The sequence below is a fragment of the Pseudoduganella sp. S-14 genome (assembly GCF_049913285.1).
Lineage (GTDB): Bacteria > Pseudomonadota > Gammaproteobacteria > Burkholderiales > Burkholderiaceae_D > Rugamonas.
In genome coordinates this window covers 656,671-679,027 of the sequence record NZ_CP183991.1, presented here as the reverse complement: position 1 = coordinate 679,027, position 22,357 = coordinate 656,671, and the positions used below count along the sequence as shown (strand labels likewise).

Genomic DNA, 22,357 nt, shown 5'->3' with positions numbered 1-22,357 from the left:
ATGGAAGCCATACAAAACATCGCCGTCATCGGCGCCGGCCCGGCGGGGCTGACCGCCGCGGACACCCTGCGCCAGCTGGGCTACAAGAAAGTCACGGTGTTCGAACAGGCCACGCGCGTGGGCGGCAAGGTATACACCGCGCAGACGCCTGCCGGCCCGGTAGAACTGGGCGCCGTCATCGCCTCCGCCGAGTGCGAGCTGGTGCTGGGACTGGCGCAGCGCCTGGGCGTTCCGCTCGCGCCCTACCCGGTGGAGCAGCGCTTCCTCGACGAGCATGGGGGGCGGCACGATGCCCCGTCCTTCCTCGCCAGCCGCTACAGCGCGGACGAAATCGGCCAAGCCATCGCCAATTATGGCGCGGCGCTGGAACGCTATGCCATGGTTCGCTACGATACCCTGGCCGGCATGCCGCGCGAGCTGCACCAGCCGTTCGACCGCTTCGCCGCCAGCCACGGCTTCGCGCCGGTGGCCGAACTTGCACGCGGCGCCCTGGTGGGGTTCGGCTACGGCTATTACGAAACCGTGCCGGCCCTGTATTTCATGAAACTGATCCCGTGGCTGTTCCGGCCCGACGGCCAGGGCGGCCTGGCGCCGGGCAAGTTCCACGTCTTCCCGCAGGGCTTCCAGGGCTTGTGGGAAGGACTGGCGCGCGAGCTCGACGTCCGCCTCGGCGCGGCCGTGACAGCGCTTGACAGCCCGCCAGGCCGTCCGGTACAGCTCACCATCAATGGCCGCGACCAGCACAGCTTCGATGCGGTGGTGGTGGCGGCGCCGCTGCACACGGCAGCCAGCTTCCTGCCGGCCGGCAGCGAAGCCGCCGCCCTGCTTGCGCAGTTGCGCAGCAACCGCTACCTGGTCAGCGCCTTTGCCGCCAGCGGCCTGCCGGGCGGGGAATTCCTGTTCCTGCACCAGAACGAACACCCCGAACGCATCGGCCACATGAATGCCTGGGCCAACCGCAATCCTGCCCTGCCGATGTACCTGGGCTGGCAACTGGCCGGGGACGCGGCCAGCACCGGCCAGTTGCGCGAGCTGCTGGCGGCCGATATTGCCGCCCAAGGGGGAAGGCTGGAGCGCGTCGTCCTGCAGCAGGAGTGGGATTACTTCCCTCATGTCGACGGCACTGCCCTGGAAGCCGGCTATTTCGAACGCATCGATGCCTTGCAGGGCCAGGGCCGCATCTATTACGCGGGCGGCGCCCTGAACTTCGAGACAGTCGAGCACAGCGCACGGCAGGCGCGGGCCCTGATGCGCCGCCATTTCGGCTGACGGTACAAAGGGCATCCCTTACGGTTTGTGCCTATGGAAAAACGGCGGAGGCGCGGCCTATAATGGCTGGGCGACCCGGCACGCCATTGCCGCCCTCGGAGATACGCATGAAACACCTGATCGTTGCCAGCCTGGCCCTCGCCCTGACCGTGCCTGCCTTTGCAAGCACCACCCACGCCAAGGCCACCACCACCCACCACAAGACCGCCTCGACCTCCACCAAGCATCATGTGGCGAAGAAGAAAACCTCCGCACACCATAGGACCGCGAAGGCAACCACTCACCACAAGCACGCATGATTTTCGTCTGGGGCAGGAAGGCGGTCTACACGCACGCCGGCTACGTCGCCGACTTCTGCCCCGTATGCCGGGCAGCCCGTGCGTTCTCCGTGCAGCGCATCGGCATGGCCTGGCACGTGTACTACCTCACCATTTCCAAAGGCGAGCTGGCCGGATATCAACGCACCTGCTGCGATTGCGGCATGGCGCTGCCCATGGAAGTCGGACACTACACGCAGTTGAGCGCGGAACAGCTGCCGCTGGTGCAGCTGGAACAAACCACCAACCCCCATTTGTCGATCCGCCACGCCGATGCACTGGCCGCTGCTGCGCGCCTGCGCGAAGCGCCCTTGCTGCTTGATGAAACGGAGCGCCGCCGTCAGCTCGATGCGGCGCTACGCCTGCAGGCCGACGCACTCGACGAGTTCGAAGCGACCACGCGCCTCGACCGCGAAGTGTGGTGGACGATCAGCGGCGCATTCGCGTTTTGCGCCCTGGTGCTTGCCGCGCTGCGACAGCAGGCGCCGGAAAACATGGACACCGGTTTCATCATCGCCTTCTTCCTCAGCCTTGGCGCGGTAACCTGGCAATTGAGCCAGATGGGAGAACGCTTCCTGCAACGCGGCCTCTTGCCGAAGCTGGCCCGTTCGCTGGCGCCCTTGCAGCCCAGTGCGGCGGAACTCGACGAAGCGTTCGAGCGCATGCGCGAACAAGGCCGCAAGCTGGCCAAGCGCGTCGACAGCGCGCGCGTGCAGCAAGCCATTGCCTCCCTGCGCAACTAAGCCAGCGCCAGCGCGTCCAGCAGCACTTCAAGCTGCTGCAGGCGTGCTTCGACTTCTTCCATTTGCGGCGCGCTGCCGCCCATGCCGTGGAACGACGTGTTGTGCAGCAGCGCATTGCGAAATTCCGCCAGGCCGCGCGCCTCGCGCAACAGCGCCAGCATGCCTTCGCTGGACTGCGGCGATTGTTGCTTCAGGCTGGCCTTGATGCGGTCAAGCCGCTTGCCGAATGTGAGCTTGCGGGTGTCGTCGGTACCGATGCAGCGCGCGCACAGGATGAATACGTGCGCTTCAAGCCGGGAGAACTCATGGATAAAGCTCCCCAGCGTCAGCTTCCATTGCTGGTCGGGTGACAGGTCTGGCCTCATGCCGCCCATTGTAGCGGCGATTTCAGTTGCGCTTACTTTCGATTCATCGTAGTTTACCTTTCGATTTTCAATAAAATTGAAAGGATATGGAGATGAAACGAAGAATTTCGCTGTTAATCCTTGCGTTTTCTGCGGTGACGGCATTGGCGGGCCAGCCCGTCGCCAATGGAGACGCCGTGGTCGCCCTGGCCGGCAACGGCTTCGTCACCAGCGCCGGTTCCGGCGCGACGGAAATCATCAACAACAACGGCCTCGCCAACTGGACCAGTGCCAGCACCGTCATCAGCATCTGGTTCCACATGGCCGCCGCAGGCAATGCCACGCTGTCGCTGGATGCCGCGCTGACGGGCAGCAAAACCAGCCAGATCCGCGTCACCGCCAATGGCACGCCTTTTGACATCACGCTCACCAAAGGCAGGACGAAGACCTATGCCGTCGGCAGCATCTACGTGCCCGCCGCCGGCTACGTGCGCGTCGACCTGCAGGGTATCAGCAAGTCAGGCTCTTACTTCGGTGACGTTGCGGCACTGCGCGTCAACACCGGCACGGCGCTGAACTATGCGAACGACGCAGCCAATTACTACTGGTCGCGCCGCGGGCCATCCGTCCACCTCGGCTACACGGTGCCGGCCAACACCGAGTATTTCTACAATGAGGTGACAGTACCAGCAGGAGAAGACAAGATCGGCTCCTATTTCATGGCGAACGGATTCAATGGCGGCTATTTCGGCATCCAGGTCAATTCGCCGGCCGAACGCCGCGTTCTGTTCTCGGTCTGGGATGCCGACAACGGCGCCAAGACCACGCTGGTGCGCAAGGGTCCGAACGTGGTCGACAACTCGTTCGGCGGCGAAGGCACCGGCGGCCAGTCCTACCTGCAGTACAACTGGATGGCCGGCCAGACCTACCGCTTCATCACACGCGTTCTGCCGGACGGCGCGGGCGGCACCGACTTCTCCGCCTGGTTCCATGCGCCGGAAACCAACGCCTGGCGCTTCATCGCCACCTGGAAGCGCCCAGCCACCACGACCTACCACGCCGGCGTGTATTCCTTCCTGGAGAACTTCATCGACACCAAGGGCTACCTTGGCCGCAGCGTACAGTTCAACAACCAGTGGGCGCGCAGTACCGGCGGTAGCTGGACCGAACTGGTGACGGCACGCTTCACTGGCGACGCCACCGCTGCCGACGCCCAGCGCTTGGATTACGCAGGCGGCTTGCAGAACGGCAGCTTCTACTTGCGTAACGGCGGCTTTTTCAGCCCGAACGTCCCAATCAACCAGAACTTCACCCGCCCGGCTGTCGGACAGGTGCCAACGGTGGACGTGGGCACCCTGCCGTAGACATTTTTGTATCCCAGTGTATCTGGCGCCATGCCAGATACACTTCTCACGAGCTCTCGACAAAAGCGATACACACTGCCCCCTTAATCTGGTCACACCTTAACCAAGGAGACCAAGATTATGAAAACCACCTACGCAGGACTGGCAGCCACCCTGGCTATCGCATTGTGCACCTCCGCCGCACACGCCGCAGAACCCAAGAAGGAAATGGAAAAATGCTATGGCGTGGCGAAAGCCGGCCATAACGATTGCGCCGCTGGACCGGGCACTTCGTGTGCAGCAACCGCCAAAGTCGACTACCAGGGCGATGCCTGGGTGCTGGTCGAAAAGGGCACTTGTACCTCCATCAAAACCCCTAAGGGCTACGGCTCGCTGAAGGCGAAGTGATGAAGCGTGCCATTGCATCGGTGGTCGTCCTGGCAGCCGGCCTTGGCGGCGCGGCACATGCCGCCGCACCGGCCGCCCAGCCAACCGCGAAAAACGTTGTGATCGTGCCGGGCGCCTTCATCGACGCTTCCAGCTGGCGCGTGGTGCACGACACACTGCGTTTGAAAGGCTTCAACGTCACCGTGGCCCAACTGCCCCATACCTCGCTCGACGACGACATTGCCATCGTCCGCAAAGCGATTTTCCAGCAGTTCGGCAACGTGATCGTGGTCGGCAACGGCATTGGCGGCGCGGTGATGTCGAATGTCGCCACCGGCGACAAGGTCAAGGCGCTGGTGTATGTCGCGGCCTTGATGCCGGAAGTCGGCGAAACCTCGCAGCAGCTGTTGTCGTCGATACCGGGCGCCGGTGAGGGCGTCAAGCCGGACCGCGCAGGCTTTCAGTTCTACGACACTGCGCGCTTCCAGGCCGACCTGGCCGCCGACCTGACGCCCAACCGCGTCAACTTCATGGCGGCCTCGCAAGTACCGGTCAGCAATGTGCTGATGGGAACGCCAAGCTGGTTCGCCACCTGGCACCAAAAGCCAAGCTTCGGCATCGTCGCCACGCAAGACCGCCTGGTCAACCCGGAACTGCAGCGCTGGATGTACAAGCGCGCCGGCGCCACGGTCACTGAAATCGCAGCAAGCCATGCAGTACAAATTTCGCAGCCGGAAGCGGTCGCGAAAGTCATCGAAGACGCTGCCCTCAGCGTCCTGTAAGTCCTACTTTAACCAAAGGAGATTCATCATGAGCATCGCTACCAAAACCCGCGCTGGCCTGGCCGGCGCCGCCGCCCTGATCGCACTGGCATCCCTGTCGGCACCGTCCTTCGCTGCAGAAAAAGTGAAGGAAGAACCGGGCCGCTGCTACGGCATCAACACCTGCAAGGGCACCAGCCTGTGCGCCACCGCCAAGAACGACTGCAAAGGCCTGAACCAGTGCAAGGGCCAGGGCGTGCTGGTGAAAACGCCGACCGAGTGCAAGGCACTGGGCGGCTCCCTGACCGAAGCCAAGTAAGCCCTGACGGAGGCACACCATGCACACCCATCGCTTTGGCCTCGGCCTGCGCCGCGAACACTACCGCGATTTCCTCGAAGGCGACGTCGACGTGGATTTCGTCGAAGTGATCTCGGAGAACTTCATGGTCGCCGGCGGCCAGCCGCGCGATATCCTGCGCCGCGTAAGGGAGAAGCATCCCGTGGTGCTGCATGGTGTGTCGATGTCGCTTGGTTCGGCCGATGGATTGCGGCCGGACTACCTGGCCCGCCTTTGTACCCTGGTGGAAGAGATCGAACCGATGTTCGTCTCTGATCACCTGAGCTGGTCGCGCATCGGCCGTTTCAACTCGCACGACCTGCTACCGCTGCCTTATACGCAGGAGGCGCTCAACATCATCTGCAACAATATCGACCAGGCGCAGGAAGCGCTGGGGCGCACCATGCTGGTCGAGAATCCATCAAGCTACCTGACGTATCCCGAATCCACCATGACGGAATGGGAATTCATCTCCGCCATGGCCAAGCGCACCGGCTGCGGATTGCTGCTGGACGTGAACAACGTCTTCGTCAGCGCCAGCAACCACGGCTTCGATCCTCTCGATTTCCTCCGCGGCGTACCGATGAACCGCGTGTGCCAGATCCACCTCGCCGGACATAGCCAGGGCGAGGGCCTGCTGGTCGACACCCACGACAGCGCCGTCAACGACGCGGTTTGGTCGCTGTACCAGCAGACAATCGCACGCTGCGGCCCCGTGGCAACCATGATCGAACGCGATGGCGACATTCCGCCGCTCGCCGACCTGCTTGCCGAACTCGATATCGCGCGCCATCTCGCAGCCCGCAGGGAGGCAGCATGAACCTCGCCAACCTCCAGAGCGACTTCCACGCCATGCTGGCCACATCCTCGACCGTTGCAGGCGTGCCGGCCGGCCCGGGCCGCGCAGTCTACCAGAACAACTACCGCGCGCAGCTTGTCGGCTGCCTGGAAGAGAGCTACGCGCAACTGCGCGCTTTCATCGGCGAAGATGCCTTCCTGCACGCTGCCGCAGCGCACATCAAGCGCCGTCCTCCACACGCCTGGACGCTGGACGCCTATGCCGACGATTTCTGCGACACGCTGCAGGCGCTGTTCCCCGACAATCCCGACCTGCACGAACTGGCCTGGATCGAGCACGCACTGGACCAGGCATTCATCGGGCCCGATGCCGCGCCTGTCGCTGCCGACGCACTGGCAGCAGTCGACTGGGAGCATGCCAGCCTGACGCTTGCGCCAACACTGCAACTGCGCATCGCCACCACCAACGCCGCCGACTTGTGGTTCGCCCTGCGCGATGGCATCAGCAACCTGGAAGGCGAAATGCTTCCCGCACCCGGCGGCCTGCTGGTCTGGCGCCAAGGCTTCGTTTCCTGCCTGCGAGCACTGGACGCCATCGAATTTGACGCGCTGACGCAACTCCAGCGTGACGGCAGCTTCGCCGGCTTGTGCGCGCTGCTGGTGGAACGCGTTGGCGAAGAACAAGGTATCGCCAGCGCCGGCGCCATGTTGGCCGACTGGCTTGGTAGTGAACTCATTACCGGAGTTGAAAATGAATGAAACCCGCCGCCTGTTCCTGCTGTCCGCCCTGACCGGGCTGGCAGGCACCGCCAGCCTCGCCTTCGCACCGGCACTCGCCGGCGCCGCACTGCCCATCCGCAGCGCCACCGAAGTCCTGCGCGCCGTAGCCGCAGCACAGCCTGCGCTCAGCTACCACGCTGCCGGTCCTGGCGACGGCCGCCCTATCGTGCTCGCCCGCAGCCCGGGCGATTCCATCGACAACTACACCGAAATTGCATCGCTGTTGGCAGCGCAAGGCTATTTCGTCTTGCTGCCAACACCGCGCGACGCCGCCGCCGCCGCCCTTGGCCAAGACCTGCTTGCCTTCATCGACAGCCTGCACATTCCGGAGGCAGTCTTCATCGGCGTCGGCCAGGGAGCCCAGGCAGCACGCGCCGCCGCCAGTCATCGCCGCACGCGTGTCATCGGCCTCGTACTGGCGGATGGAGGCAACACGCCAACGACTGTCCCCACAATCGGCCTCGCCGCCAGCGCCACGGCGCAACAGTTTGCCGATGCAGCCATCACGCTGGCGCGCCAAGGCAAATGGCGCACCTGATACCTGACAAAAAGGAGACCACCATGAACACGAACTTCGCCCGATCCCCAGCTGCAGCGGCCCCTTCCCCCGGCACCATCTCACGAGGCATCGCAGCGCTCCACGCACTTGCCGCGCGCCTGCTGCCCCCATCGGTACTACTGCTCGCGACCCGCCTCGGCATCGCAGCCATCTTCTTCCTCTCCGGCCGCACCAAAGTCGAAGGCTGGTTCACGCTGAAGGATTCGACGATAGACCTGTTCCGCTACGAGTACATGCTGCCCGTGATCCCGCCGGAGATCGCCGCCCCCATGGCTACCTTCGCCGAACACGCCCTGCCGCTGCTGCTGATCGCTGGGCTGTTCACGCGCTTCGCCGCCCTCGGCCTGCTGGCCATGACTGCCGTCATCGAGATCTTCGTCTACCCGCAAGCCTGGCCGACGCACCTGAGCTGGGCCGCCCTGTTGCTTCCCCTGATCGCCCAAGGCCCGGGCAAATTCTCGCTCGACCAATTATGGGCACGCGCAGCAGTTCAACGGCGATAGGTGACGCACACCTCCACCCTGCGATTAGGCCGGTTGCATTGATCGGCCTCATAGGTTGACGCCAGTTTGTTGTCTGGACAGTCAATCTTTTGTTCGCGACTGCCGGCTCCCTCCGCGGTAATTTCAACGCGTTGATCCGGGATCGCAACCCTCAGGGCACGCGCAACTGCCGCCGCGCGCCTTTCCGATAATAGTTGGTTATCCATCTGCTCGGGGCCGCGGGCAGCGATCCGGCGCGCATCACTGTGCCCCCTTACCAATATTTTCGCCGGTGTGCCGTTATCGGAGATGGACTTGCCAAGTTCTGCGATCCGATCCTGCGCACCAGGGGCACGATCGGATTTAAGCGTGTCGAATAAGACATCTGCCGGGACCTCGAAACACGGATCAAGCCTTGGCTCTGCCCTGATGATCCGAACCGATTTGGTGTCGAATTTGGTGGTAATGCGCGGCCTCAAAGGCGCCTGAGTCTGAAACAAGCCGCGCTCTGGCCGTTTGCTGGGAACAAATTGGATATAGGTCTGGTCGCCGATTCCCGTCCAAAGGACGTCACTGCCGTGCACGAGGATTTTGTCGGTTTGCGGGTGCCGACAATCGATCAACGGGTGCCTCAGTAACTCGGCGGCTCGCTCAACAGTGACGCTCTCCGTTTTCGAATTTCAATCGATACGTTGGCGACACGGATACCCTGGCGTTCAACGGGACAGGCGGACGGGTAGTCGGGACCTGGGTCAGGCTGAGGGCATGGATTCGAGCTTGCGCGCGGCTGCGAGAAGACCACCCAGAATTTTGTCGGCGACTTTTTCCGAGAATCCTGCAGGCAGTTCGCCGCGGACCTTGTCAACCACCGCCGGCGTACGTGCGATGAAATCGAGCAGCAGCGGTTCCGCGTTCGCACCGTAGCCGACCTCCTTCGCGGTGCTATTGAAGTGTCGACGCTGGATGGTATGCGCTAGATAGTGCCGGTTGTTGCCTAGTACCGCCATCGCTAATTTGAGCTGACGTTCCGCCCACTGGTTCGGTCCGGGGCCTATCACGGGGTAGGCTGACATCACGTCGTAGATCGGCGTCATCTTGAAACGTCCCTCACCAGCGAGAAGTTGAATGCTGAAGTTTTTTGCGTGACCATCGGGAGCGCTCAACATCCAGAAGAGCAGTTGGGAGGCCATGAGCGTGTGCATGTCAGCTGCGGCCTGCTGTGATTGCTGCAAGAGGGCGAACATCTGCTTCAGGCCTGGCCCGCCTTCATTTTCGTATTTCAATAGCGGAGAGGTACCTGTTGCCTGACAAAAGTCCTCTTGGACAAGCCGGAACATCTGGTTACCATCTCTCGATAGCACGCGGTCGAAGCGTTCGACGATGAGCACTCGTTGCGAACCGCACGTCGCAATTTCGGCATTCGCCGTGGGGAGCCCGTACTCCTTGAATAGCCGCAGGCATAGCCACTCGTTATCGACCGACGTGGAGAAGTCGGCCTTTTTTCCGCCAACCATTCCAATCGGGAGCTTGAAGATGTGCGTTGTTGGCGTATTGCCAAGTGGCTTCATCCATTTACCATCCCACCGCAAGAAGGCGTGTTTTTCTTGCGCTCCAGCCAGCGAAATTCGAAAGTCGTCATCGGGGTCTTCTGGGGCGCCGTGCCGCTCTACATTCATTACTTCAAGCAGATGCCGCTCGATGTCATCCTCATCAACGACTACGCCATTAACTTTAGCAATTCCTTCGGGGGCAACGCCCTCAGGCAAGAGTTGCAATGCGCCGACGCAATCCCGGCCGATAGCCGCCAGCAGGTCGAAAGCTTCAAGAGAACCCGTCTTAAACCGGGCCGCTACACGTTTTCGAATGATGTCGCTGTCTGGTAGCAAGCCCTCGAAATAGTTCGAGACGTTGACTCCTTTGAGCGGCTCGTTATGTAAGTTGAACGGTAACGACAGGGAAATTGGGCGCCCAAGTTTGGAGGCGCGCCAAGCGTCGTCATATACCAGCTCAGAGTCCCCGTTAGCTTTGACTGTCCAACGTCCGACGTAATCGCCATTGGCCCAGAGATGGAGGGTTTGGCTGTGCGAGCGGCGCCCCATGATTACCACTCCGCCGAGCTGCTTGCAGCTGAAGTATCTCTCTCTCCAAGTCGCAGTTCCAGTTCAAGTGCAGAGCACCAGCTGAGCAGCTGCCTGACGCTGATTTCGTCGGGATTTTTTTCCAAATGGGAGATGCGATTTTGGCTCAGTCCTACGCGGCTCGCTACCGCGGCTTGGGTGAGCTTATGCCGTTTGCGGGTCGATACGAGTAGTTGACCGAGTTGTGGCGCGGTGAGGAGCAGAAGGGCGGTCGGTGCGAATGACATATTTGAAGTATCCGATATCCAGATAAAACCATTTTAGCTGAATGTCGGATAAAATCAACATAGCCGAATATCAGATAAATCCAAAATACTCGAATATCAGATATATCGAATATAGCCGAATTCCAGATAATTTTGATCTGGAGGGCTTGACGCTAAGCTTAGCGCGTCAGTGGAGCGGAAGCTGGCCCGACATCGGACAGTTAGCTGGCCGATGTCCCTACTAGTAGGCTAGGCGTAAATGGCACAACGGTCGCATGGGCCCAGAATGACAAAGGGCTACAGCCTTTTAAGCTGTAACCCTTTGATTTTATTGGTGCCGGCTGCAGGACTCGAACCCGCCACCTGATGATTACAAATCAACTGCTCTACCTGATGAGCTAAGCCGGCTGTAAAACTTTCGCCGCGATTATACGCTATTTAATACGAGTCAGGGTTGGACGACCACCTTTCTTTGGCGGCTCGCCGCCATCGTCCGGTCCGTTGTCGTCTTCGCTATGCGGTGCAGGGGCGCTTGGCACGGAAGACAGGGTCGGAACCGGCGCAACTTCTTCGACCGGTGCAGGCATTTTCGGCGCTGGCACCTGGCCCAGCAGCGGTTCGAATGCCATGCCCTGACCGTTTTCGTTGGCGTAGATCGCCATCACGTTATTGACCGGCACGTAGATCTCGCGCGACACCCCGCCGAAGCGGGCGTGGAAGTGGATCGCGTCGTTGTCCATCTTCAGGCCCGAGGTGGCGCCGAAGCTGATGTTCAGGACGATCTCGCCCTTCCTGACGTATTCCATCGGTACCTGGGTTGCTGCGTCGACCTTGACTGCCAGGTAGGGGGTATAGCCGCAATCGGTGCACCATTCGTAGATGGCGCGCAGCATATAGGGCTTGGTGGAGATTTCTGACATGTTCAAACTATATGTTGCGGCGCGCGCATTGCAAGCAAACGCGCGCCGCCGGGGCCGCAATTAGCGGCGCATTACTTTCTCAGACGGAGTCAGCGCTTCGATGTAGGCAGGGCGCGAGAAGATACGCTCGGCGTATTTCATCAGCGGCGCTGCGGTCTTCGACAGCTCGATGCCGTAGTGGTCCAGGCGCCACAGCAGCGGGGCCACGGCCACGTCCAGCATGGAGAACTCGTCGCCCAGCATGTACTTATTCTTCAGGAACAGCGGAGCCAGGGTGGTCAGGCGGTCGCGGATTTCTGCGCGGGCCTTGTCGTGGCTCTTGTCGTTCGTCTTGTTGCGCTCGCTTTCCAGCGTGTGCACGTGCACGAACAGTTCCTTCTCGAAGTTGAACAGCATCAGGCGGGCACGGGCGCGCATCAGCGGGTCGGCCGGCATCAGTTGCGGGTGGGGGAAGCGCTCGTCGATGTACTCATTGATGATGTTCGACTCGTACAAAATCAATTCGCGCTCGACCAGGATTGGTACCTGGCCATACGGGTTCATGGTCGAAATATCTTCCGGCTTGTTGAACAGGTCAACATCGCGCACTTCAAAGTCCATGCCCTTTTCGAACAGGACCAGGCGGCAGCGCTGGGAGAATGGGCAGGTAGTGCCCGAATAGAGAACCATCATTTTCCTAGTTCCTTAGAAACAAAGGGGGCGAGACCGCGAACGGTTCACCCCAGTTGGGCCGCCGGCACAAGGCTGGCGGCGCAAACAGGCGCCGGAAATCCGGCGCACGCAATTATTTGACTTCTTTCCAGTACGACGCGTTGAGGCGCCATGCCAGGGTAGCGAAGATAGTCATGAAGATCAGGACCCATACGCCCAGCTGCTTGCGCTTCTGTGCGGCTGGCTCGGCCATCCACTCCATGTAGCCAACGATATCGGCCACGGCGGTGTCGTATTCCAGCTTGTTCATGCTGCCCTTCGTAACTTGCTCGAAGCCCACGAACTTGTGCATCTTCTTGCCGTGCTCGTGTGGATCTTCCACTTCTTCGAACTTGGCGGACTGTACGCCCTGCAGCTCCCACAGCACGTGTGGCATGGCCGCATTCGGCAGCACCATGTTGTTAAAGCCGGTTGGGCGGGTGTCGTCCTTGTAGAAGGTACGCAGGTAGGTGTACAGGTAATCGCTGCCGGTGTTGGACGGCGTCGCCTTGGCGCGAGCGATCACGGACAGGTCAGGCGGCACCGTGCCGAACCAGACCTTGGCGTCCTTGGCCGGCATCGCCGTGGTCATCATTTCGCCCACTTTTTCGCCGGTGAACAGCAGGTTGTTCTTGATCTGCTCTTCGGTCAGGCCCAGGTCGCGCAGGCGGTTGAAGCGCATGGACGACGCATTGTGGCAGTTCAGGCAGTAGTTCACGAACAGCTTGGCGCCATTTTGCAGGGCAGCCATGTTGTGCGAGCGGTCCGGGGCCTTCTCCAGGGGGAAGCCGCCTTCATTGGCGAAGGCCAGCGCTGGTACCAGGGCCAGGAGGGCCAGCAGTTTCTTCGAAAAGATCATTTATTAGTCCTTTGCTTAGCGTTCTGGTCGTCCGATTAGTGCGCGTGGAACACAACGCGGTCCGGCACCTTCTTGAACGTACCCATCGCGCTCCACCACGGCATCAGCAGGAAGAAGCTGAAGTAGTACAGGGTCGCAATCTGAGCGATGATCGTGCCGACTGGGCTTGGCGGCTGGGTGCCCAGGTAGCCCAGGGCTACGAAGGCGACAGCCAGGCCGGCGTACACATATTTGTGCCAGTCAGGACGGTAACGAATCGATTTCACCGGCGAGTGGTCCAGCCATGGCAGGAAGGCCAGGATCACCACGGAACCACCGAAGAACACCACGCCCCAGAACTTCGCGTCCAGCGCGCCAGGCAGCATGCCGACGATCATCAGCAGCGCGATCACGCTGACGGCGATCTTGAGCATGCCCGACAGCTTGGACTTCATCCACAGGAAGGCGGTGTAGGCAGCGATACCGACCATCAGCACCCACAGGAAGTCCGAGGTGGTGGCGCGCAGCACCGAGTAGAAGGCGGTGAAGTACCAGGTTGGCGCAATGTGCGGCGGGGTCTTCATCGAATCGCCCGGCAGGAAGTTGTTGTACTCCAGGAAGTAGCCACCCATCTCAGGCGCGAAGAACACCACAGCCGAGAAGATGGTCAGGAATACGGACACGCCGAACAGGTCGTGCACGGTGTAGTACGGGTGCGAAGGGATGGAATCCACTGGGTGGCCGTCCGGGCCCAGGTTTTCTTTCACTTCGATGCCGTCCGGGTTGGACGAACCGACTTCGTGCAGTGCGATCAAGTGCGCAGCCACCAGACCCAGCAGGACCAGAGGGATGGCAATCACGTGGAAGGCGAAGAAGCGGTTCAGGGTCGCGTCGGACACCACGTAGTCGCCACGAATCCACAGCGACAGGTCAGGGCCGATCAGCGGGATCGCGCCGAACAGGTTCACAATCACCTGGGCGCCCCAGTACGACATCTGGCCCCATGGCAGCAGGTAGCCGAAGAACGCCTCGGCCATCAGGCACAGGAAGATGGCGAAACCGAACAGCCAGATCAGCTCGCGTGGCTTGCGGTAGGAGCCGTACATCAGGCCGCGGGTCATGTGCAGGTACACAATGATGAAGAAGGCCGAGGCGCCGGTCGAGTGCATATACCGCACCAGCCAGCCCCATGGGACTTCGCGCATGATGTATTCAACCGATGCGAAAGCCAGGCCAGCGTCCGGCTTGTAGTGCATGGTCAGGAAGATACCGGTGACGATCTGCAGCACCAGGACCAGCATGGCCAGGGAACCGAAGATGTACCAGAAGTTGAAGTTTTTCGGGGCGTAGTATTTGCCCCATTGGTCGTTCCACAGCTTGGTGGCAGGGAAGCGGTCGTCGACCCAGCCCATGAGCTTCTTGGCGGCTGGTGCGTCGGCAGGGAATTTGGTTTCCTTGAATGCGGCCATGGATTATGCCTCGCCTTTCTCGTCTTTACCGATGATCAGCTTGCTATCGCCGAGGTACATATGGCGCGGCACTTGCAGGTTGTCCGGTGCAGGCTTGTTCTTGAATACACGGCCGGCCAGGTCGAAGGTCGAGCCGTGGCATGGGCACAGGAAGCCGCCGAGCCAGTTATCCGGCAGCGAAGGCTGGGCGCCCGGGGTGAATTTCGACGATGGGGAGCAGCCGAGGTGGGAGCAGATGCCCACGGCCACCAGGATGTCCGGCTTGATCGAGCGGTGCTGATTGCGGGCGTATTCCGGCGTCAGGTCGTCGGGGGTACGCTCGGATTTTGGATCGGCCAGTTCAGCTTCGTCTTTCGCCAGCGTTGCCACCATTTCGGGGGTACGCTTCAGGATCCAGACTGGCTTGCCGCGCCATTCGACCGTTTTCATTTCGCCCGGCTGCAGCGTAGAGATGTCCACTTCCACCGGTGCACCAGCTGCCTTCGCGCGCTCGGACGGCTGGAACGTGCTTACCAGGGCGCCAGTTGCACCCAAACCGACCACGCCACCTGCCGCACATGTTGCGACGAGTAGACCGCGACGGCTCGAATCGACCTGCTTCTCGTTACTCATACAAACCCCAATCAGTCAAAAATCCAAAATCTTTATTGTTAACAAAGCTTCTAGCAACCTTAAATTATAAAGGAGTGAAGTTGCGATTTAAAGCAAAACCTTGCAATTAGCTAATCCATCCCAATGTTGCGCCTCTTGCGTGTTCGATGAATTTGCAGCAAAGTTGATACAAATCCATAAATTTTTGGAAGGAATATGTTATGGGAATGATGCAAGAATTTAAAGAATTTGCAATGAAAGGCAATGTCGTCGACCTGGCAGTCGGTGTCATCATCGGTGCCGCCTTCGGCAAAATCGTCGATTCCCTGGTCGCCGACGTCATCATGCCGCCGATCGGGATGCTGTTGGGCGGCCTCGACTTCGCGAATTATTACCTTCCTCTCAACGGCCAGGCACCCAATCTGGCCCTGGCTGAAGCGAAAAAGCTGGGCGCTGTCATCGCCTATGGCAATTTCTTCACCATCTTGCTGAACTTCATCATCCTGGCCTTCGTGATCTTCCAGATGGTACGCCTGGTGGCCAAGCTGCGCCGCGCCGAAGCGCCGGCCGCCGCACCGGCAGAACCTGCACCACCTTCAGAAGATATCGTGCTGCTGCGCGAAATTCGCGATTCTTTGCGAAAATAGGAGTTAACTCCCATTTTGTAGCAATACCGCCATGCGAAGACTCTGGTTATTGTTTGCACAAACGGTGACCATCGCTTTGGCACTGTACTTTGTATACACGGCCGTGCAGCGGCCAGCCGTGCTCCCCAAGCCCGTGCCGACCGCCGCGCGCACGGCAATCCTGGCGGACGCCAGCGCCCCGCCCTCCCCGGGGTCGTACCGGGCCGCCGCCAGCCGCGCCATGCCGGCCGTGGTGAATATCCTGACCACGAAGGCGGTGCGCAAGCGCCACCCGCTGTCGCGCGATCCCTTCTTCAAGCGTTTTTTCGGCGACCGTGACGAGGAAGATGACCAGAACAGCCTCGGTTCCGGCGTCATCGTCAGCCCGCAGGGCTATATCCTGACCAACTACCACGTGGTGGAAGCGGCCGACGAGATCCAGGTCGTGCTGCCGGACGGCCGCAAGGCTGCCGCCAAGATGGTCGGCACCGACCCCGAAACCGACCTGGCCGTGGTGCGCATCGAGCTGGACAAGCTGCCGGTGGTCACTCTCGGCCAGGTCGAACAGGCCAAGGTGGGCGACGTGGTGCTGGCCATCGGCAACCCATTCGGGGTCGGCCAGACCGTCACCATGGGCATCATTTCCGCCCTGGGCCGCAACAACCTGCACATCAACCATTTCGAAAACTTCATCCAGACCGATGCCGCCATCAACTTCGGCAACTCGGGCGGCGCCCTGATCGATACTCAGGGCAACCTGCTGGGGATCAACTCGGCCATCTATTCCCAGACCGGCGGCTCGGTCGGCATCGGTTTCGCGATTCCGGTCAGCACGGCGCGCAATGTGCTGGACGCCATCATCAAGGACGGCCATGTGGTGCGCGGCTGGATCGGCGTCGAATCGCAGGAAATCACGCCGGAACTGGCGCACAGCTTCGGCCTGGCGCGCGATTCGGGCGCCATCATCGCCGGCGTGGTGCGCAACGGCCCGGCCGACAAGGCCGGCATGAAGCCGGGCGACATCCTGCTGTCCGTCGACGGCAAGCCTGTCAAGGACACTAATGAAATGCTGAACCTGATCGCCCAGCTCTCGCCCGGCGGCCAGTCGACCATGCGCATCCTGCGCAAGAGCCGCGAAAGCGAACTCCAACTCACCGTGGGCAAACGCCCCCCAGCCAAAAAATAATATGCACCTGCGCGACCTGACCCGCTACCTGACGGAACTGTCCGACAACAACAACCGCCCGTGGTTTGTGATGAACAAGCCGCGCTACGACATCCTGCGCGAGGAATTCCTGGAGCTGGTGACCCAGGTGATCGCGGAGCTGGGCAAGTTCGATGCCCAAGTCAAGTTCTGCAACCCGAAGAAAGCCATGTTCCGCATTAACCGCGACGTGCGCTTCGCCCACGACAAGAGCCCGTACAAGACGCACTTCTCGGCCGCCATTGCGCCGAACGACATGCGCCGCCCCAGCATGGCGGGCGGCCCGACCTGGTATTTCCAGATCAGCCCTGACGGCGTGCTGGGCATCGGCGCCGGCGAATACATTCCGCCGCCGCACCGTCTGAAGGCCCTGCGCAACCACATGGTCAATGATGCCAAGGGCTTCAAGAAAGCGCTGGCCAACAAGGCGCTGAAGGCGCGCTATGGTTCGATCACCGAAGAACACAAGCTGCAACGGCCGCCGAAAGGTTTCGATCCGGAGCACGAGCACATCGAGTTCATCAAGCTGAAAAGCTTCTTCGTCTACCAGGAAGTGAAGCTGCCGCTGAATAAGCCCGACGAGCTGCTGGGCATGATCGTGGGCGCTTTCAAGGATGCCTGGCCGCTGGTGCAGTGGATGCGATCCGCCCCTGTCGAAGAAGAGGCCGACGCAGCATGAGCACCCATCGCATCGCAGTCATCGCCGGCGACGGCATCGGCAAGGAGGTGATGCCGGAAGGATTGCGCACCTTGCAGGCCGCTGCAGCCAGGTTTGGCCTGCCGCTGGAATTCACCACCTTCGAATGGGCCAACTGCGACTATTACATGCAGCACGGCCAGATGATGCCCGTCGATTGGTTCGACCAGCTGAAAGGCTTCGATGCGATTTACTTCGGCGCGGTCGGCTGGCCGGACGCGGTGCCTGACCATATTTCCCTGTGGGGCTCCCTGATCAAGTTCCGCCGCGAGTTCGACCAGTATGTGAACCTGCGCCCGGTGCGCCTGATGCCCGGCGTGCCCTGCCCGCTGGCTGGCAAGAAGCCGGGCGATATCGACTTCTATGTGGTGCGTGAAAACACAGAGGGCGAATATTCCTCCGTCGGCGGCCGCCTGTTCGAGAATACCGAGCGCGAAGTCGTGCTGCAGGAAGCCGTGTTCACCCGCAAGGGCGTCGACCGCATCCTGCAATTTGCTTTCGACCTGGCGCAGTCGCGCCCAAAGAAGCACCTGACTTCCGCCACCAAGTCGAACGGCATTGCCATCAGCATGCCGTACTGGGACGAGCGGGTGAAAGCCATGTCGGCCAACTACCCGGACGTGCGCTGGGACCAGTACCACGTCGATATCCTCGCGGCGCGTTTCGTGCTGAGTCCCGAGCGTTTCGACGTGGTGGTGGCATCCAACCTGTTTGGCGACATCCTGAGCGACCTTGGCCCTGCCTGCGCCGGCACCATCGGCATCGCACCGTCGGCCAACCTGAACCCGGAACGCACCCTGCCCTCGCTGTTTGAACCGGTGCACGGCTCGGCGCCGGACATCTACGGCAAGAACATCGCCAACCCGGTCGCCATGATCTGGTCGGGGGCCATGATGCTGGATTTCCTCGGCAACGGCGACGCCTGCTACACGCAGGCGCATGACGCAATCATGCGTGCGATCGAAACCGTGCTGGTGCAGGGGCCGCGCACGCCGGACATGGGCGGCAGCGCCTCCACCAACGAGATGGGCGCGGCTATCGCCGCCCTGGTTTAAGCGCCCAGCAAGGCCTTCACAGCCGGCAGGTAGCGTTCGCTGACCGGCACGCGGTCGCCGCAGCGCAGGACCAGTTCGCTGGCGCCCTCGGCATCGCGCTCCAGCGACGCCACCTCGCCTACCCGCACCAGCGCACGCCGGTGCACGCGCAGGAAATTGGCCGGGTCCAGGTGCTGCTCCAGCCGCGCCAGCGGCACCCGGTGCAGCACGCGCCGTTGCGGCAGGCGCAGTTCGACGTAATTGCCCGCCGCTTCGATCCACAGCACTTCCGCCACCTGCACGCATTCGATGCGCCCGACCGAGCGCACGTTCAGCTGCTGCAGGTATGCCTGCGCCGTCGGCTCGGCGAAGGCACGCATCGCGCGCGCATAGGCCGCACGCTGGCGTTGCTCCAGCATGGCGGCAGCGCGTTCCAGCGCCTGCGCCAGGCGCTGGTCGTCGAAAGGCTTGAGCAGGTAGTCCAGCGCATGCACTTCAAAGGCTTCGATGGCGTGCTCGTTATAGGCCGTGGCGAATATCACCAGCGGCGGTTCTTCGCGCCGGGCCAGTTCGCGTGCCAGTGCCAGGCCGGTTTCCTGCGGCATCTGGATATCGAGGAAAACCACATCCACCGAATGAGTGTCCAGCGCAGTCCGTGCGGCGGCGGCGCTCGCGCATTCGGCCACCAGTTCCCAGCCCGCATGCGGCGCGAGGCCGTAGCGCAGGTTGATGCGGCCTGGCTCTTCGTCGTCGACGATCAGGGCACGGATCTTCATGATGCAAAATACATCGGCATATTGATTTCAGCGACAAAGCGGCCATCCGCTCGCTCGGTGCGCAGGCCGGCCCCGCCGCCACACGCAATGCGCAAGCGGGCCTCGATATTGCGCAAGCCCATTCCCATGCCGGGATTGGGCGCTACCTCGCGCACCGAATTGCTGATAAGGATATGCAGCATGCCGCCCTGCTCCGCGAAGCGCAGCGCGATATCGCTTTCGCCGTCATGGCAATCAAGGTCATGCCGCAACGCATTCTCTACCAGGGGCTGCAGCAACAAGGGCGGGCAATCGGCGGCCAGCACGGCGCCGCTATCGCCTTCGATCGACACGCGCAGGCGTCCCCCGTAGCGCATCGATTGCAGCGCCAGGTAATCGCGCACGAACTGCAATTCTTCCGCCAGCGTGACCCAGTCGCGCGAGCTTGCCGCCTGGGCGTAGCGCAGCAGGCCGCTCAGACGGCTGATGGCGCTCAGGGTTGCGCCTTTATCGTCCATGCGCACCAGCGCGCTGACGGCGTTCAGGGCGTTGAACAGGAAGTGCGGCTCCAGTTGCCCGCGCAGGGCGGCCAGGCGCTGCTGCTCCAACTCCAGGCGCAGGGTCAGGTTGTCGGTCTCGCGCGCCCGCTGGATCTGCCAGATGCGGATGCCGGCCACGGTAACGAAGGTGAACGTAGTCCAGGTCAGCTCGAGGAAGATGGCGAACCAGCTCCTTTCCTGCTGCAGGGAGACGAACAGGCACTCCAACGGCAGGAACAGGATCAGCACCAGCAGATAGGTGCGCACTATCCCACGCGCACTGGCCAGCGACTGCGGCCATCGCTCCAGGACGATATACAGCACGGCGCTGAACACCACCATCAGGGCATGCGCACTACCCCAGTCGCGCAGCAGCTCGACATATGAGGGGTTGGCGCCGCGCTGCAGCAGCGAGCCATAGGAGGAGGCGGCCCCTGTCAGGCAGACGACGCTCCAGGCCAGCACGCAGATGCCGAGGATACGTAGGAAATGCAAGGTTCTCATGGCTGGACAGTATACCGGCCCTTTTCATAGATGCCGACAGCCCCCGTCACACGGGCGTCCGCCTTCGTCACACCGGCTTTCCTGCATTTCAGGTCGCCATTTCTGCATTTCGTCGCAGACCGGTAGTGCTGGACACCGCACATATCTATAGTTCAATCAACGAAACGCGAAATGAACTTAACCCAACCGAATGGAGAGCAAAATGAACATCGCCAAAAACATGGAATACATCTTCCTCGCAGCAGTTGCCGTGATCAGCGCAACCGGCTTCGCCACCGCCGCCACCCCGCTGAAACACAGCGCACCGGCAGCCGTAGTGGCAAAGGCCGAAGCCAAGGCAATGCCCGTGGTGACCGTCACCGCCAAGCGCCTGACCGCTGCTGAAAAAGCTGCACTGTAATTCGAACGCAATCGAAACTTCACGGAGCCACGACATGAAAAAGCTTTTCACCGCCACGATGATGACCGCAATGATGTTCGCCGCCGGCGGCGCCGCCCGCGCGGACGAGATCATCACCGAAGCGCGCACTGTCGACGGCCGCCCTGTGAAAGTAGTGCTGGATGGCGTGGTAGACCTGAAGCTGAAGCAAGGCGCACCGGCATTGGTGCTGTCCGGCGACAAGCGCTACCTGCAAAAGATTACGGTGACGCAGAACGGCGACACCATCCGCATCGGTACCGAAAACATGCGCGGCATCCACATTGGCCCGCGCAACCTGAGGGCTGAACTGACGCTGCCGCAACTGCGCGAACTGGTCTCCGCCGGCGTGGGCTCGGCTGAAGTGAAGGGATTCGACGGCGATGAAGTTCGCCTCTCCCTGGAAGGGGCCGGCGCCGTGAACGTGGCCTCGCGCTTCAAGAAAGTCGACGCACGCCTGACCGGCGTGGGCAGCATGACCGTCAGCGATACCCAGGCTGACGTGGTGGACCTGAACCTGAAAGGCGCCGGCCAGATCGCGATCTCCGGCCAGAGCAAGCAGCTTTACGCAAAATTGGGCGGCATCGGCAGCCTCGATGCGAAGCAGCTGCAAAGCGAAAGCGTGGACGCCGACATGACCGGCCTCGGCAGCGCCACCTTCAACGCCAGGACTTCCGCCAACCTGCGCCTCTCCGGCATGGGTTCGGCAACGGTGTACGGCAAGCCGGCCAACCGCCAGTCCACCGCACGCGGCCTTGGCAGCGTGTCCTGGAACTGACGCCAAAGTTTCCCTACCAACTCGTGAGTTGTTTCACGGTGCTTGCCGCCCGCTAACCCCGGGCGGCTTTTTTATTGCCGCGTCCTTGCCGAGCACGATGCGCAGTTGCGGCTCGCCGTTGCCGCGTATTTCGACCCGTGTCTGTTCCACGTTGAAGGGAATGGTGTTCGTCAGGCGCACCACCTGCATCCCTTCCGCCCGCAAGCGCTGCGCGACCGCTGCCGCCATGCCGCGAATGCCGTTGCCGTTGCTGACTTCCAGCCGCGTGGGCGCGTTTGGCGGTGCCGGCGGCGGCGCCTTGTCTTCCACTCGCGCGACTTCGACCAGCCCGGCGCTGACTTGCCGCACGTCGACATGCGCCATGCCCGCCGGCCAAAGGCCGCTGCCGGGCGTGCTTCCGGACGCGGCCTGCGTTCCCGCGCCAGGCTCGCTCGCAGCTTCGCGCAACAGGCGCGCATGGCGCATTGCTTCCAGCGCGCGGCCGCTGTCGCCGGTCGCTTCCAGCAGCGCCGCCAGCCGTTCCCAGGCAACCGGGCTGGATGGCGCCATCAGGCAGGCCCGTTCCAGTGCGGCACGCGCCTCCTCCAGGTGCCCGCCCAGGTAATAGGCGTAGCCAAGGTCGCCAAGCAAGGCCGCGCCAGGCGTACGCCGCGCACGCTGTTCCAGCAACGCAATGGCCTCTTCGTAGCGGCCGTCGCTGGCCAGCGCAGCGGGCGCCGGCGCAGCAGCCGGCGTGGCCGCCGCGATGGCGGGGGGCGGCGGCAGCACCGGCATGCTGCAGGCCGCCAGCACCCCCACACAGGCAGCAATGATCGTCTTACGCATGGCAA

Annotated in this window: 29 protein-coding genes and 1 tRNA gene; 17 read left to right on the top strand and 13 right to left on the bottom strand. The window is 61.9% G+C overall.

Going from position 1 to position 22,357, the window contains the following annotated elements; all coding sequences use genetic code 11:
• From ACN9MZ_RS03150 to ACN9MZ_RS03140, 3 genes are all read left to right on the top strand, one after another.
• Positions 1-1,269 (top strand): protoporphyrinogen/coproporphyrinogen oxidase, encoded by a 1,269-nt coding sequence (locus ACN9MZ_RS03150; RefSeq protein ID WP_426340868.1) that lies wholly within the window; start codon positions 1-3, stop codon positions 1,267-1,269.
• A gap of 107 nt (positions 1,270-1,376) precedes the next feature.
• The gene (locus tag ACN9MZ_RS03145; protein WP_426340867.1) at positions 1,377-1,568 is read left to right on the top strand and encodes a hypothetical protein; all 192 of its coding nucleotides are present in this window, start codon (positions 1,377-1,379) and stop codon (positions 1,566-1,568) included.
• Entirely contained in the window at positions 1,565-2,329 is a 765-nt protein-coding gene (locus ACN9MZ_RS03140; protein ID WP_426340866.1) for a hypothetical protein, read from the top strand. Before ACN9MZ_RS03145 ends, ACN9MZ_RS03140 begins: the two co-directional genes overlap by 4 nt.
• Here ACN9MZ_RS03140 and ACN9MZ_RS03135 read toward each other — a convergent pair.
• Complete coding sequence (locus ACN9MZ_RS03135) at positions 2,326-2,694, bottom strand: hypothetical protein (RefSeq protein ID WP_426340865.1); 369 nt, start codon at positions 2,692-2,694, stop codon at positions 2,326-2,328. The two genes, ACN9MZ_RS03140 and ACN9MZ_RS03135, sit on opposite strands and share 4 nt — an antisense overlap.
• Positions 2,695-2,786: 92 nt before the next feature.
• Here ACN9MZ_RS03135 and ACN9MZ_RS03130 point away from each other — a divergent pair, with 92 nt between their 5' ends.
• The 8 genes from ACN9MZ_RS03130 (at position 2,787) to ACN9MZ_RS03095 (ending at position 8,141) form a co-directional block, all read left to right on the top strand.
• Complete coding sequence (locus ACN9MZ_RS03130; RefSeq protein WP_426340864.1) at positions 2,787-4,037, top strand: DUF3472 domain-containing protein; 1,251 nt, start codon at positions 2,787-2,789, stop codon at positions 4,035-4,037.
• A gap of 120 nt (positions 4,038-4,157) precedes the next feature.
• Positions 4,158-4,424 carry a DUF2282 domain-containing protein gene (locus tag ACN9MZ_RS03125; protein WP_426340863.1) on the top strand — a complete coding sequence of 89 codons (267 nt, stop codon included), beginning with the start codon at positions 4,158-4,160 and terminating at the stop codon, positions 4,422-4,424.
• Positions 4,424-5,185: an alpha/beta fold hydrolase gene (locus ACN9MZ_RS03120; protein WP_426340862.1), complete on the top strand. Its 762-nt coding sequence runs from the start codon at positions 4,424-4,426 to the stop codon at positions 5,183-5,185. Before ACN9MZ_RS03125 ends, ACN9MZ_RS03120 begins: the two co-directional genes overlap by 1 nt.
• Before the next feature lie 28 nt (positions 5,186-5,213).
• Positions 5,214-5,483 carry a hypothetical protein gene (locus tag ACN9MZ_RS03115; RefSeq protein ID WP_057266020.1) on the top strand — a complete coding sequence of 90 codons (270 nt, stop codon included), beginning with the start codon at positions 5,214-5,216 and terminating at the stop codon, positions 5,481-5,483.
• Between the two features lie 19 nt (positions 5,484-5,502).
• Complete coding sequence (locus tag ACN9MZ_RS03110; RefSeq protein ID WP_426340861.1) at positions 5,503-6,321, top strand: DUF692 domain-containing protein; 819 nt, start codon at positions 5,503-5,505, stop codon at positions 6,319-6,321.
• Positions 6,318-7,058 (top strand): putative DNA-binding domain-containing protein, encoded by a 741-nt coding sequence (locus ACN9MZ_RS03105; RefSeq protein WP_426340860.1) that lies wholly within the window; start codon positions 6,318-6,320, stop codon positions 7,056-7,058. The genes ACN9MZ_RS03110 and ACN9MZ_RS03105 overlap by 4 nt, the downstream gene beginning before the upstream one ends.
• A complete protein-coding gene (locus tag ACN9MZ_RS03100; protein WP_426340859.1) occupies positions 7,051-7,617 on the top strand; it encodes a hypothetical protein in 567 nt (188 codons plus the stop codon). Before ACN9MZ_RS03105 ends, ACN9MZ_RS03100 begins: the two co-directional genes overlap by 8 nt.
• 23 nt (positions 7,618-7,640) lie before the next feature.
• Positions 7,641-8,141 (top strand): DoxX family protein, encoded by a 501-nt coding sequence (locus ACN9MZ_RS03095; RefSeq protein WP_426340858.1) that lies wholly within the window; start codon positions 7,641-7,643, stop codon positions 8,139-8,141.
• On the opposite strand, the gene ACN9MZ_RS03090 is transcribed toward ACN9MZ_RS03095, so the two are convergent.
• The 9 genes from ACN9MZ_RS03090 to petA form a co-directional block, all read right to left on the bottom strand.
• Positions 8,129-8,743, bottom strand: a complete 615-nt coding sequence (locus ACN9MZ_RS03090) for an OmpA family protein (protein ID WP_426340857.1) — start codon at positions 8,741-8,743, stop codon at positions 8,129-8,131. The genes ACN9MZ_RS03095 and ACN9MZ_RS03090 overlap by 13 nt on opposite strands.
• Before the next feature lie 129 nt (positions 8,744-8,872).
• Entirely contained in the window at positions 8,873-10,219 is a 1,347-nt protein-coding gene (locus tag ACN9MZ_RS03085) for a type II toxin-antitoxin system HipA family toxin (RefSeq protein ID WP_426340856.1), read from the bottom strand.
• A 2-nt stretch (positions 10,220-10,221) separates the two neighbouring features.
• Entirely contained in the window at positions 10,222-10,485 is a 264-nt protein-coding gene (locus tag ACN9MZ_RS03080; protein ID WP_426340855.1) for a helix-turn-helix domain-containing protein, read from the bottom strand.
• A 311-nt stretch (positions 10,486-10,796) separates the two neighbouring features.
• Positions 10,797-10,872, bottom strand: a tRNA-Thr gene (locus tag ACN9MZ_RS03075).
• 26 nt (positions 10,873-10,898) lie between these two features.
• Positions 10,899-11,384 (bottom strand): ClpXP protease specificity-enhancing factor, encoded by a 486-nt coding sequence (locus tag ACN9MZ_RS03070; protein WP_426340854.1) that lies wholly within the window; start codon positions 11,382-11,384, stop codon positions 10,899-10,901.
• 60 nt (positions 11,385-11,444) lie between these two features.
• Positions 11,445-12,056, bottom strand: a complete 612-nt coding sequence (locus tag ACN9MZ_RS03065; protein WP_090436157.1) for a glutathione S-transferase N-terminal domain-containing protein — start codon at positions 12,054-12,056, stop codon at positions 11,445-11,447.
• 112 nt (positions 12,057-12,168) lie between these two features.
• The gene (locus ACN9MZ_RS03060; protein ID WP_426340853.1) at positions 12,169-12,933 is read right to left on the bottom strand and encodes a cytochrome c1; all 765 of its coding nucleotides are present in this window, start codon (positions 12,931-12,933) and stop codon (positions 12,169-12,171) included.
• A gap of 35 nt (positions 12,934-12,968) precedes the next feature.
• Positions 12,969-14,381 (bottom strand): cytochrome b, encoded by a 1,413-nt coding sequence (locus ACN9MZ_RS03055; protein ID WP_426340852.1) that lies wholly within the window; start codon positions 14,379-14,381, stop codon positions 12,969-12,971.
• 3 nt (positions 14,382-14,384) lie between these two features.
• Entirely contained in the window at positions 14,385-14,993 is a 609-nt protein-coding gene (gene petA / locus ACN9MZ_RS03050; protein ID WP_426340851.1) for a ubiquinol-cytochrome c reductase iron-sulfur subunit, read from the bottom strand.
• A gap of 200 nt (positions 14,994-15,193) precedes the next feature.
• Here petA and mscL point away from each other — a divergent pair, with 200 nt between their 5' ends.
• Genes mscL through ACN9MZ_RS03030 form a run of 4 tightly spaced genes read left to right on the top strand, consistent with a single transcriptional unit; the run spans position 15,194 to position 18,554 of the window.
• The gene (gene mscL / locus ACN9MZ_RS03045; protein WP_426340850.1) at positions 15,194-15,619 is read left to right on the top strand and encodes a large conductance mechanosensitive channel protein MscL; all 426 of its coding nucleotides are present in this window, start codon (positions 15,194-15,196) and stop codon (positions 15,617-15,619) included.
• A gap of 31 nt (positions 15,620-15,650) precedes the next feature.
• Positions 15,651-16,784: a Do family serine endopeptidase gene (locus ACN9MZ_RS03040; protein ID WP_426340849.1), complete on the top strand. Its 1,134-nt coding sequence runs from the start codon at positions 15,651-15,653 to the stop codon at positions 16,782-16,784.
• Between the two features lies 1 nt (position 16,785).
• Positions 16,786-17,481, top strand: a complete 696-nt coding sequence (locus ACN9MZ_RS03035) for a DUF2461 domain-containing protein (protein WP_426167421.1) — start codon at positions 16,786-16,788, stop codon at positions 17,479-17,481.
• Positions 17,478-18,554, top strand: coding sequence for a tartrate dehydrogenase (locus tag ACN9MZ_RS03030; RefSeq protein ID WP_426340848.1), 1,077 nt, complete (start codon positions 17,478-17,480; stop codon positions 18,552-18,554). The genes ACN9MZ_RS03035 and ACN9MZ_RS03030 overlap by 4 nt, the downstream gene beginning before the upstream one ends.
• Here ACN9MZ_RS03030 and ACN9MZ_RS03025 read toward each other — a convergent pair.
• Together ACN9MZ_RS03025 and ACN9MZ_RS03020 are read right to left on the bottom strand one after the other, a co-directional pair.
• Positions 18,551-19,309, bottom strand: coding sequence for a LytR/AlgR family response regulator transcription factor (locus tag ACN9MZ_RS03025; protein ID WP_426340847.1), 759 nt, complete (start codon positions 19,307-19,309; stop codon positions 18,551-18,553). The genes ACN9MZ_RS03030 and ACN9MZ_RS03025 overlap by 4 nt on opposite strands.
• Positions 19,306-20,322, bottom strand: a complete 1,017-nt coding sequence (locus tag ACN9MZ_RS03020; RefSeq protein WP_426340846.1) for a sensor histidine kinase — start codon at positions 20,320-20,322, stop codon at positions 19,306-19,308. The genes ACN9MZ_RS03025 and ACN9MZ_RS03020 overlap by 4 nt, the downstream gene beginning before the upstream one ends.
• A 211-nt stretch (positions 20,323-20,533) precedes the next feature.
• On the opposite strand from ACN9MZ_RS03020, the gene ACN9MZ_RS03015 reads away from it, so the two are divergent.
• Both ACN9MZ_RS03015 and ACN9MZ_RS03010 read left to right on the top strand, forming a co-directional pair.
• A complete protein-coding gene (locus ACN9MZ_RS03015) occupies positions 20,534-20,731 on the top strand; it encodes a hypothetical protein (RefSeq protein WP_426167413.1) in 198 nt (65 codons plus the stop codon).
• 34 nt (positions 20,732-20,765) lie between these two features.
• A complete protein-coding gene (locus tag ACN9MZ_RS03010) occupies positions 20,766-21,527 on the top strand; it encodes a GIN domain-containing protein (protein ID WP_426340845.1) in 762 nt (253 codons plus the stop codon).
• Between the two features lie 33 nt (positions 21,528-21,560).
• Here the strand turns inward: ACN9MZ_RS03010 and ACN9MZ_RS03005 are convergent, their stop codons facing one another.
• Complete coding sequence (locus ACN9MZ_RS03005; RefSeq protein WP_426340844.1) at positions 21,561-22,352, bottom strand: LytR C-terminal domain-containing protein; 792 nt, start codon at positions 22,350-22,352, stop codon at positions 21,561-21,563.
• Between the last annotated feature and the right edge of the window lie 5 nt (positions 22,353-22,357).